Annotated in this window: 13 protein-coding genes; all 13 read left to right on the top strand. The window is 50.8% G+C overall.

The features are described from left to right. Positions 1-3 precede the first annotated feature (3 nt). The 13 genes from QMX86_RS02150 (at position 4) to QMX86_RS02090 (ending at position 11169) form a co-directional block, all read left to right on the top strand. Entirely contained in the window at positions 4-1023 is a 1020-nt protein-coding gene (locus QMX86_RS02150) for a tetratricopeptide repeat protein (RefSeq protein WP_282383030.1), read from the top strand. Between the two features lie 16 nt (positions 1024-1039). After that, the gene (locus tag QMX86_RS02145; protein ID WP_282383028.1) at positions 1040-4090 is read left to right on the top strand and encodes a calcium-binding protein; all 3051 of its coding nucleotides are present in this window, start codon (positions 1040-1042) and stop codon (positions 4088-4090) included. Positions 4091-4097: 7 nt separating this feature from the next. Continuing rightward, positions 4098-4508, top strand: coding sequence for a hypothetical protein (locus QMX86_RS02140; protein ID WP_141681048.1), 411 nt, complete (start codon positions 4098-4100; stop codon positions 4506-4508). Between the two features lie 51 nt (positions 4509-4559). Beyond that, positions 4560-5072 carry a hypothetical protein gene (locus QMX86_RS02135; protein WP_282383021.1) on the top strand — a complete coding sequence of 171 codons (513 nt, stop codon included), beginning with the start codon at positions 4560-4562 and terminating at the stop codon, positions 5070-5072. Between the two features lie 37 nt (positions 5073-5109). Beyond that, positions 5110-5571, top strand: a complete 462-nt coding sequence (locus QMX86_RS02130) for a hypothetical protein (protein ID WP_282383019.1) — start codon at positions 5110-5112, stop codon at positions 5569-5571. A gap of 20 nt (positions 5572-5591) precedes the next feature. Next, the gene (locus QMX86_RS02125) at positions 5592-6959 is read left to right on the top strand and encodes a lysozyme inhibitor LprI family protein (RefSeq protein ID WP_282383017.1); all 1368 of its coding nucleotides are present in this window, start codon (positions 5592-5594) and stop codon (positions 6957-6959) included. Positions 6960-7096: 137 nt separating this feature from the next. Next, the gene (locus QMX86_RS02120) at positions 7097-7585 is read left to right on the top strand and encodes a cell division protein (protein ID WP_282383011.1); all 489 of its coding nucleotides are present in this window, start codon (positions 7097-7099) and stop codon (positions 7583-7585) included. After that, positions 7578-8330, top strand: coding sequence for a hypothetical protein (locus QMX86_RS02115; RefSeq protein ID WP_282383008.1), 753 nt, complete (start codon positions 7578-7580; stop codon positions 8328-8330). The genes QMX86_RS02120 and QMX86_RS02115 overlap by 8 nt, the downstream gene beginning before the upstream one ends. Positions 8331-8418: 88 nt before the next feature. Then, positions 8419-8874: a hypothetical protein gene (locus tag QMX86_RS02110; RefSeq protein ID WP_130928473.1), complete on the top strand. Its 456-nt coding sequence runs from the start codon at positions 8419-8421 to the stop codon at positions 8872-8874. Positions 8875-8878: 4 nt separating this feature from the next. Further along, complete coding sequence (locus QMX86_RS02105; RefSeq protein WP_263216315.1) at positions 8879-9424, top strand: hypothetical protein; 546 nt, start codon at positions 8879-8881, stop codon at positions 9422-9424. 38 nt (positions 9425-9462) lie between these two features. Continuing rightward, positions 9463-9591, top strand: a complete 129-nt coding sequence (locus tag QMX86_RS02100; RefSeq protein WP_263216313.1) for a hypothetical protein — start codon at positions 9463-9465, stop codon at positions 9589-9591. A gap of 2 nt (positions 9592-9593) precedes the next feature. Next, positions 9594-10667 (top strand): tetratricopeptide repeat protein, encoded by a 1074-nt coding sequence (locus QMX86_RS02095; protein ID WP_282383002.1) that lies wholly within the window; start codon positions 9594-9596, stop codon positions 10665-10667. Between the two features lie 73 nt (positions 10668-10740). Further along, positions 10741-11169 carry a hypothetical protein gene (locus QMX86_RS02090; protein ID WP_240996702.1) on the top strand — a complete coding sequence of 143 codons (429 nt, stop codon included), beginning with the start codon at positions 10741-10743 and terminating at the stop codon, positions 11167-11169. Positions 11170-11201: the final 32 nt, after the last annotated feature.

The raw sequence follows: 11201 nt of genomic DNA, 5'->3' as shown, positions 1-11201 counted from the left end.
GACATGAATCGTGTTTTGAAGAAGAGCAATGGCATCGCGTTAGCGGTTTTCACCGCGTCGCTGTTGAGCCTGTTTCATGGCAGCGCTTATGCGGATGAATGTCCGTCCGAGGACTTTTCCCAGTTTCTGCCGGCGTTTTCTGCGAATGCCGAAACTCAGCAGCGGTGGACTGCGATGACGGTGAAGTCGCTGGTTTTGAAACCTACCGGGGAGAGCGGAAATTTTGATCCGCAAACGACGGGGGTTAAGAGCTCGACGTTGGCATTTCCACTGATGGCACCCGTAGCCACAGAAAAGACCGAAGGTGTCGAAGTCGAAGCGGTTGACGACAGTCATTTCAACGTTGTTGATAAGCGTGCAGGTAACAGCAACATCAAGATCTTTAGCTTTTCTCGCCAGGCGTGTTGGGTTCTGGAAGGTGTTGAGGATTGGTCGATTAGCGAGAAAAACCTCGTTGTGGTAAGTACCCCGACCATGAATACGGCCGAGAATTTTTGTTATCAGCGGGCGCAAGCCTTCGCTGGGCTAGGTGGGCTGGAGCAGTATCGGCTGACCGGCGAGCTGTTTGTGGCTGCGCTGGAAAACTATGTGTGTGCTGCTGCTTCTGGCGACCCACAAGCAAGTTTGAGTGCTGCGGGCCTGAGTCTTTCCGGCATGGCACCACAGTTGGAAACGGAAAAAGTCGAGGCGCTTTTCAAGGCTGCAGCAACAACGCTTGCCGACGGTGCAGCCTCGCTTTCGACTTTCTATTGCTATGGGAACAACCCTGTACCTGACGGACGTTGCCAACATCCAGAACAAGCCGAAAAGGAGCTTATTCGCGCCGCCTCAATGGGTTCGGTCGATGCGATGAATTACTTGGGTTACTCGTTTGAAGAAGGGCAGCTCGTTACTAAAGACATGTCCAGAGCGCTTGCCTGCTATCGCCTCGCCGCTGACAAGGGTAACCACACCGCTGCCGGAAATTTGAAACGTTTAAACGCGCAAAACGCTGCTTCTATCAAGACCAGCTATTGCTATTAATTTGCAGGATGCACAAATGACCGAACCACTCGATTTAAGAAATCAGTACACCGGCGGTGATTACGTCTACCTGATGGGAGGCAATGGCACCCAAACAAATGCTGCGGGGAAAAAGCTGATCGATTGCTCCCATATGGTGAATCTTCTGCTCACTGGCGCGGGCTACCAGATTGAGTATGAGGAGACGAGAGCGATGAATGCCTCCTCTCGCTTTTACACCGTGGTGCCACCAACAGAGGTCAAGAAAGGGGACATTGCTCTTTGGATTGACATCCTCCCTCTAACGGGAGGCAATCGTCGCCTGTTTCATACCGGCATTGTCATGGAATTCAACGCAGCGACGGGCCAGGGAAAAATTTTTGGTGCTCAGACCACTAACGGACCTTCGGAAGCGTTCTTTGGCCGGAACCCGCCTGCATACTACTGGCCTGTTCCAACAAAGTTTCTAAGGGCTAAGGAGGAGTATCGGACAGGCGCTAATCCAGCTCCGGCTCCGGCTCCGGCACCTGCTCCTGTACCGGCAGGCCCCGCCCCATTGATGAACTTTCAATATCCTTTCCGAAAAGCTGACGGCAAACAGTTCGCTGATGCGGAGGAGGTTTACAATGCGCTTGAGGCCGAAACTGCTGGCCATTACCTGCTCGGCAGAAACAAGTTCTGGCACGGTGGTATACACATCAGCAATGCTAGTGCTCCCCAATGCATTTTGAATGAACCGATTCGCTGCATGGCCGATGGCGAGGTGGTGGCCTACCGCCTCAACGAGGATTATCTAAAGTCGACGTTTGGCACAGGAGAAACGGCGAAAAACCTGGATTATTCTAGTTCCTTCTGTTTGGTGCGACATGAATACAAATCGGCGCCAAACCCAGAAGATGGACCTAATAAAGGAAAGCAGAACGGTCTGATTTTTTATAGCCTATATATGCATCTTTTGCCTTATAAGCGCTATCCGTTAGCGGAGAATGAAAAGCCGAACCCGATAGTGACGATGACTGTAAAAGATTTCAAGGCGTATGATGATTTTCCTGCGTCGAATAACTTTCCATATCCAGGAAAATTGGCGAAGCACACCAAGCTTGAAATTCTGGAAAAAAGATCAGTTGAGGATGTTACTTATGCTAAGGGGAAAATCCTTTTCGGTAGCGTAAAACATGGGTCAACTAAAGTCCGCGACGTAGGGCAAGAAGTTTGGTTTGCATATTTAAAGAATGATGAGCCATATCAAAACTCCAGCCACAAGGCTATTTGGGTTGCAGATGCGATACCCGAGCGTGCTAGGCCAAAATACTGGCAAGGCAAGGTAAAGGCTAAAACTACCCAGCGTTTAGCTATGTACGGCGCGCCAACGAACCTTGCTAACGGACAACCTGCAGGTGCACGCATCGAAAATAATCGAGAGATTACAGTAGGTAGTGTCATTGAGTTCGATAGCAAAGATGTACTGAATTTGGTGGTTGGTAACAAGCTGCGGCGTATGGCGCCCTGCGTTCCAGTAGTTGCCAGCATCTGGAACGATAATGGAGCTGCCCCAAGTAATTTTTGGGCGATTATCGAAAGTGAGAAAGATAGTCAGTACACGCAATGGGAATCACTCACTCCTACAAATTTTGATGTTGTGACGACCAGTGTCGGAATCAAGGCTGGTGACCCTATTGGCTATTTGGGTAAAACTGAAAATCTAGTAAATGAAGAGGGCCTTACCGATAGTAAATTTCAAGTTCATATCGAGATATTTACAACTCAGGCTGAGGTGAAAGATTTTCTAGATAATGTAGCTGCATTAAAAGTCGGGCGTCAGTATTTGCATCTGCCGAAAGGTGCTCAACTTAAGAAAAAAATGCCTGCTACTGGAACAAGTGAACCTTTAAAAGAAGAACACGCTATTGACCTAGGTAAGGTGCCGGTTGTCAAGGAAGGCAATGAGGATTGGTATGAGATATCCGTAAATGATGAAGATCAGCCGGTCTCTGGATTGGTAAAAAAATCTGATGCAAAAGTTATCACTCCACACGATTGGACGAAAATGGGTTTTCAGCTTGTAGAGGAAAGCAACTCAGCCTCCGACGGTTTCCTCGATCCTGATGATATGCCCCAGTTTTTTAAAGACCTCTTGAAGAAAATAGACAAAAACCATGACGGAAAGGTTGAACCATCTGAACTCGCTGACGCATTGAAAAGTACGGAGACAAGGCAGCACTGGTCAAAATTAGTGGCACACCATCCTACGGAGTGGAAGGATGATACAAAAACAGAGAAATGGAAGAGATTAGACACTCTTCTAGATGGTTCTGAAAAATTACTAAAACATGAAAAAGAAAGAATAGATTCATACGTTTTTTGGGATAAGTTGGCTGATAAGACCCCGGCAGGAACGGGGTTGAGTTATCATTTTCACCCTATAGGTTTCGTTTCAAACTTCCTCGCGATGGAGGATGATAATGACCTGAAGTGGCTAAAGGTTGAGAGGGGGCAACTTACTTTTGATGTAGAAGGGAATGACCTAGAAGACCCGGCAAATCCATTGCATATGTATTTCAGCCGAAAAGTGCATTGGCCTGGGGGTGTGTCTGGGATAACTATTGGTAGAGGTTATGACCTAGGCCAAAGGCCTACTCCGGAGACTGATCTTGCTGCTGTGGGAATCAAGGAGCCGTTGTTGAGTTGGCTGTTAGGTTCAAAAGGTTTAAGCGGCGTCGCTGCGAGAAATTATTTGAATAGTGCAAGCCCAGAAATTCGAAAAAGCTTTATAACTAGGAAGCAGCAATATCAGTTGTTTGTTCCGGTTTATGAATTCATGAAAAGTGAAGTTATAAGGATCTCGGATAAGGCTGATGTGGTTCATCTTTATGGTCATTTGAATTGGGATTCGACGAATCCAAAAATTCAAGATATGGCAATCGATTTAATCTACCGAGGTGACTATACTGGAGATGCTAGAGCATTTATTCAGAGGCATATGACAAATAATGATCTGTCTGCATTTTCTGCGGTGATTGGTGATCGTTCCAAGTGGGGTAATGTGCCCGATGATCGGTTTAATAAGCGCGTTGATTATTTGAGGTAATATTTATATGAATTTGTTCAAGTTGGCTCCCGTATTTTGTGTATTTTTTCTAGGTGGTGCCGCAGCAGCAGTTCCCGATATTGGGCCAGTCTCTGAAGTCGGAGTGGGACGTATTGGTGATAATGTTGCGAGGTATATAAAAACATTTAATGATTCATGTCTCGAGGTTCAGGTGATCAGCCCAGATAAAAACTGGGAAGTATTATCTTTCGCAAATTTCTGTAAGTTTGAAGGTAAAAAATTTGGCTCGGACTTCGCCGATGCTGGTTTCGAAGATATTACTGTGCAGGAAGATGGCATTCATATGATACTTAGCGTTACGCCTCTTCAGCCTACCGGAGAGCAGCGTAGGCACTGTGTTGTGCCAGTGGTCGGTGCGCTTATAAAAGAACTTAGTTGTTCTGAGGTTGTTAAATGATTCTTTAACGCTATTTATAACTCTGCGTGATCGAGGTGGTGGATCGCGGAAATGGCGGAAATGGGGACAGACCACGGAGACCACGATTTTCCGAAAAACGTGGTCTGTCCCCTTTTTTTCATCTATTTGAGTAATGAGGATCAGCTTGCAGAAATCAGGAAAGACTTCAAATATATTCTTGGTAAGCTTTCTCAGGGCGAAAAAGGAGAATTATTTTATGGGCTCGATGATAGCGGGAAAAAGGTAAGGAAGAGTATTCCTCAAGAGCTGGTGTATGAGCTAACTTTGATAATTTCCAATGATAATGTCGGGCCTCTAAATGATTATGCTTATTATTTGTACCGTAGCAAAAACAATATTTTAGCTGCTGTGCTTTTGAGGGAGATTCATAAAAAGTTTCCGGAGAGAGTCGTTGCAACATTGAATTTGGCAGATGCTTATTGGGATATCGGAATGAAGTCCGACGCGTGTCCGCTTTATAAGGAATACATCGCTAAAATAACAGAGAGCGGAAAGGGTGAACGTATTCCACAGTCAGCGGAATCTCGAGAAAACTGCAATTGAGACGAGCCGCGTTTCACGGGGAGGAGTAAGCGAGCACATGCAATTCAAAACTCTAGCGGTATCACTGCTCGGCCTGATGTGGACGATCCCGGCATTAGCCGAAACCACCACGGTCAGCCCAACCAAAGGCGTCGACGCGACGCTGGTTCTCGAAGGCTCCAAGCTGAACATCGCGGTTAAAAGCGAAACGCACAGCGAGTCGCGAACAATCGATTTTGAAGCCGAGAACGAACTCCACGTGCAGTTCGACGATTTCAATTTCGACGGCACCCAGGATTTCGCGATCTGGCAGCTGGATGACGGCATGGGTACTTACGATTACTACCGGGTGTTCGTTTACCAAACCAGAACCGGAATGTTCGAAGAGTTGCAGCCGGACTGCGGCGATGGCTTCGTTAACCTGCGCGTCGACCAAAAACGCAAAGCGTTGCTCAGCACTTACTCGGAAACGAACATCCCAAAGCAATGCATCACCCGATTCACCAAACGCAAAGCCTGAAAGACTCAAGGATGAACACAGTGAACCGTTTTGTTTTTACCCTGCTAGCCGCGCTGCTACTGCCAGTTTCAGCGGCCTATGCGCAGGACGATTGCAGCCAGGTCAGCTCAAACCTGGAAATGGTGCCCTGCTCGGAGGCGGCGAAGAAGGCTGCTGATGCGCAGTTGAATGTCAGCTACAAGCAGTTGATGTCGCGGCTTGAGTCTGACTATCGAGCAGATCCGGCGTTGGGTGCGGAGTACGCGGCGAAGGTTAAAGAATCGCAACGTGCGTGGCTGAAATTGCGCGATGCGAATTGCCCTTTGGAGGCATTCGAAATCGAGACGGGGATGCCGGCGCATGTGTTCGCCGTTAACTCATGCATCGCCAGAATGAGTCGTGAGCGTTCGGCGTACCTGGACAAGATTGTCCCTGCTCTTGCATCCGACATGAACGCTTCGGCGGCTTCCACTAGCGACGCTTGTCCCTCGGAGGAGTTCGCGCCTTTCCTGACTGCGTTTTCCGCCAACAGCGAATCACAACGCCGTCTCACTGCAATGACGGTCAAGTCCTTGGTGTTGAAACCCATGGCGGGAAAGGATCGAAGTACCTTTGAGCCTTCGACCTCGGGTGTTAGTGGAACAACGTTCACCTATCCGCTGATGGCTGCAATCACACCCGGCAAGACACCTGGGGTCGAGATCGAAGAGGTCGACGACAGTCACGTCAACGTGGTGGATAAGCGAGCGGGCAACAGCAATATCAAGATCTTCAACTTCTCTCGTCAGGCGTGCTGGGTGCTTGAGGGGATTGAGGATTGGTCGATCAGTGAGAAAGATCTTGTCGCAACAGAGAACCCGGGAATGAGCCGCGCTGAGAACTTCTGCTATCAGCGTGCAGAAGCGTTGGGCGGGCTAGGGTCTCTTGAGCAATACCGGCTGACTGCGGAGTTGATTGAGGCGTCCCTGGAGAATTTTGTGTGTGCTGCAGAGTCGGGTGATGCACAGGCGAGCCTGTCGGCGGCAAGCCTGAGTCTTTCGCAAATGGCATCTCAGTTGGAAACCCCTAAGGTTGAGGCTTTATTCAAAGCGGCTTCGAAAATACCAAAGGGTGCGATGGGCTATGCGACGTTTCTTTGTTCAGGAAACTCCACCGACTATAACGGCCCTTGCCTTCATCCCAAGCAGGCAGAGGAGCAGGTCATCCGCGCCATTGAGATGGGTTCAACGGACGCTATGGTTTATCTGGCTTCTACGTTCGAGGCTGGAGAGTTGGGAACAAAAGATCTGTCACGCGCACTGGCTTGTTATCAAATGGCGGCGGATAAAGATGAGCCCCGCGCGATTGAGCAGTTAAAACGTCTGGACTCGCATGGCCCGGAGCCGATCAAGGCCAGTCACTGTATTTGAAACCGGATCATGCTTGATGCTTATTCGCAGGCATCGCGCCTGAATGGGGCAGGGTAAAACGTTTAATTTTCGAGCATCAGACACATCCGGTTTTCATTTAAACTCCCCACCCCCAAGGAACGCGCTCAGGACACGGAATGCCAGCCTCTTCTTCCTCGCTTCGCCCAGCGTTGGTGCTTTGGCTATATGCCGCTGCGATCGCACACATCCTCGCCGGTCTTACCCTGACCTGGGCCGGTGACTCCGGCTTGCTCGATGGCTACCTGCGAGTCCTCGAACTGTCGTTCTGGGGTGCCGATGCGGTTCCCACCGCCGGCCACGAACAACAAGTCTGGTGGCTCGCACTGTTCGGCGCGACGCTGCAAAGTTATTCGCTGTACATGCTCGCGTTGGTGCACCTGGGCAATCGCTTGAAAGCTCCGGCAGTCTGGGGCTGGTTGATCGCCGGCATCCTGTTATGGGCGCCGCAGGACATGTGGCTCTCGGCGCAACAGCAGGTCTGGTCGCACGTGTGGCTGGATGGTTTTGCGCTGCTCGTATTTTTGCCGCCGCTATTTTGGCTCTATCGACATGACTGTCGGAAAGGCAATTGCGCAACCGAATCGAGCGACCAGAGCCGTGGCTGATGTATCACCGTTGAGTTTCATACAGCCTCGATATCTACACGGACTGCTCTTTGGTTTTGCCCTCATGCAGGTTAGTCATGCCATTGCCGACAAGACCGTGTTGATCGGTGATGCTCTCGGTCAATCGCAGGCCGCTCAAGGGCCAGTTACCGCCTTGGTGGTTATGACACCCTGCCGGTTTTCGATGAAGCTTACGCAAGATCAATGGCTGCAGTTCAATTCGCCTGATCTGGTATTCGTTGCGACGAAACAACTTCGCAACACTTTGAACGCGCCGCACTTGTGGCAGGCACCAAGCTCAAACAGCGCTGAGTGGAATTTCGAAAAGTCAGCGGGTCTGAGCGAGCCATGGTTTGGTGTTATGTGTGAAAGCGCGGGAAGTTTTTCCGCTCTCACTAGTCAGCAGTTGCCGTCCGATAGCGCGATTGAGTTGCAGCTGTTGCGTGAAGCCAACGACCGCAAGTGTCCGGCGACTCTGACTGATCACGGCTGGGGGCCAACGTTGTTGGCGGGGCATCCGCAAACCTACACGTTTGAATCGCTGAAGGGGGCAAAGTCGTCAGGATTCATCATCGGTTATCACGATGAGAGTCGACGTCTGTTCAGTCGCATCACCTTCTGCCTTATGCATAACGAACAGGTACTGATTGGGTCCGCGGAGTCGGGCTCATCCGCCCCGTTGGCGATAAGCGTTGAAGGATTTGAAGAAATCAAAACAGCAGTGCGGAGCATCGCCTTCGAGTGAGGATGTTGACGATGCATTGCATAGATGGAGCTACAGCGTGAAAGGATTTTCAGTTCTTCTCGGCAGCTTGATATTGGCTGCCGCGTCCATGGCATTCGCTGCCGATCCAGCATTCAAGGATTACACCGTCACGCCCGTTTTCACCGGCCCCAACCATAAGCTGGTGCCGCAAGAAAACAGCAGCTCAATGATGGATCAGGCACGGATGCAAGCCCTGAAAGGCAAGGTCAACTTCGCCGGCCATTACATCCTGCACAGGCTCGGTTGTGGCGGTAGCGCCATTTGCGGCGAAGTGCTGGACGTTCAGACCGGTGAAGTGGTTGGCGGTCTGCCGAATGCTTACGACGGCAGCACGTTCGGCATGGTTTACCAGCCCGATAGTCGCTTGATCATCGTGTCCGGCATCACGCTCGACGGCGAAGAAGATGCCCAAGGGAATGCGTTGGAAAGTGGTAACCGGGATCGTTACTACGAATTTGTGAACAATGAGTTTCGGCTGCTAAGCATGACCGATGTGGAATCGTCGCCGATGGATGAGGAGTGAGTGGATGATCCGTCTTCTCGCGGGCAGTCTTTCTCTGCTGCTCTCTCTGCCAGTTCTCGCCGCGCCTTCGGACGCCTTGACTCAGCGCGATGTCATGCAGTGTGGCGGTGTTGAAGTGGTGTTGGTTTCGTCCTGTCGATCGGTGACGGTGGATGGTGCGCAAATCCACGTCATCCCGGTTTGCTCCGACCAGACCATCAACATCGGCGGCAAAGTGCTTCGTCGCGATATCAGCAAAGTTTCACAACTCACTTCCGACGGTGCGAAGACGAAAATGTTGAGCAATGTTGTTGTGGCGATGGATTGCGTGGAAGGCACCCAGGGCAGCCTTGTTTCGATAGGCGGATATGGCGGTTGTGGTGCCTGCGCGGAGTGGCATGGGTATTACTCGACAGCAGGGCGATTGGAGCAATACAGCTTCGATAATAACCAACGCTCTTTTGGCTCGAAGGGATCTCGGGAAGAGCTGATCAAGGCCTATGGCGTTACGAAGAGACAGTTAATGTCAGAAAGCCCGGTGGTGAAGAGGATCTTCTATGGCCAGCCTTAAGTGGGTGTTGATGATCAGCAGTTTGTTCAGCGCTACCAATGTCTCGGCAAGAACAAGCGCAGCGTTATTACCGCGAGTACCGCGACGCGATGAGTGCCGCCGGTAAAGCGCAGAAGATTCCGCAACGCGTCGTTGAGCGATCCGAAATTCAGGGACTGAAAGAGTGAATATGTTCTTCCGCTTTATCGTGTTGAGCCTTGGGCTGCTAACCACTTCATACGCACTCGCTGCCCCACAAGTCCTGAAGGAAATTCCGGCTAGCTTGCTGGGTGATGCATCACGGCAAAACGTATTTGTTCTGGCAGGTGATGCGGACGAAGTTTCTAACCGATTGTTGATTGCGCCGGAACAAGCGCGTGACGAGGACATCTTGCTCGATACGTCGAAGGCGCTGCCTCTGATCAAGAGTCAGTACTCGTCTGCGCTTCAGGGTGTCTTCAGCGTCCATGTACTCAAAGGTCGCCCTGGCGTCATGACTGTCATTGATCCGCAGGCTGAGGAAGCTGTGGTCAAGCAGCCGTTCGTTGAGGCAGGGGATTACATCGCGCTGGTAACCAGCGAAGAAGATAACGCGGTTTACAACTTCAACCTGTTGTTCGCCTTCAACAGAGGTTCGAAGCAGTTTGAGCTGAAAGCTCTGCTGCAAGTGGCGAACAGCGACTCCTGTGACCGGTCGCTTGTCAGCGTAGTGGAGTTGCCGGTGCAGACATTGGGCCCCATCACTCTCGCTTCTTTCGATGGGCGTGAAGCGCTGCAGAAGCTGCAGGTTGCTCGTACTGGCAGTATTGAGGGCGTTAGAAAGAAATTGATGACCGTCGATTCGGCTGATTTGCTGGATATGGCGCTGGCAGCCTACCGAAAGGGTGATGACTCTTCCTTCAAGGATACGATGAGCTACGCGTTGATGGGCGGTGGCTCGCATGACACTTGTCCCCCGGATAGCTATATCGTCGCAAAGTACTACTACCCGCAGCGTCCCGGCTGGTCCAATGACCTCGGTTTTCTGCTCGGCGAGGCGGGTTACTACGCTGAGTCGATTGAGTTGCTCAATGCAGTGATTGCCAACCACCCAAACAGGACGGTTGCTTACCTGAATCTCGCTGACAGTTATTGGGCCGTGAACGATAAAGAGCGGGCGATGGCGGCATACAAGCAATACTCATCGCGAATATCTGAAGCGGGGAAGGCTTCGAAGATCCCGGCGAGGGTGGGTGAGCGCAGTGCTGGAGTCTCCAAGAAATGATTCGGTCCCTATTCCCGTAAAGTTCGCAGAAATGCACTTTCAATTGCCCATAAGTCGCTAAGGAATGATCGGTTTGAAATCGTCGTTTGCGTTTATTTCTGCGTTTCTGCTAATACCGCTGACTGCCCTAGGTGAGGTTACCACCGAGGTTTCCTGCTTCCGTTCGTTGGAAGGCAAGAACATCAATTTCGAGTTTCGATCCTATTACGACACCGTCTCACGTTGGAGCGGAGCAGGGGTCAAGAACACGAAGTCCCGAAAGGTCATTCCCCTTGTCTATCGGAGCGTCGAAGAGGAAGTCATGGCAGAGGGGCGGCCCTCTCAGTTCACGACAACCTGGGTGGAGGTGTCCGAAGACTCGCTGACAGGCGAATATGAAATGGTCAGCCAAGGTGCTCGAATTTACGGGATGACTTACACGAACTACAAATCCGGAAAGAAGTATTCATTTGAACAAGACATCACCATGGATGCATCTCCAGAGACAGGCTGTCGGTGGTAAGACAGGGATCATCGAGAAAGGGGACTCAACGC

The sequence above is a fragment of the Pseudomonas sp. PS01270 genome (assembly GCF_029959775.1).
Taxonomy (GTDB): domain Bacteria; phylum Pseudomonadota; class Gammaproteobacteria; order Pseudomonadales; family Pseudomonadaceae; genus Aquipseudomonas; species Aquipseudomonas atacamensis.
This window is presented reverse-complemented; position numbering and strand designations above follow the sequence as displayed.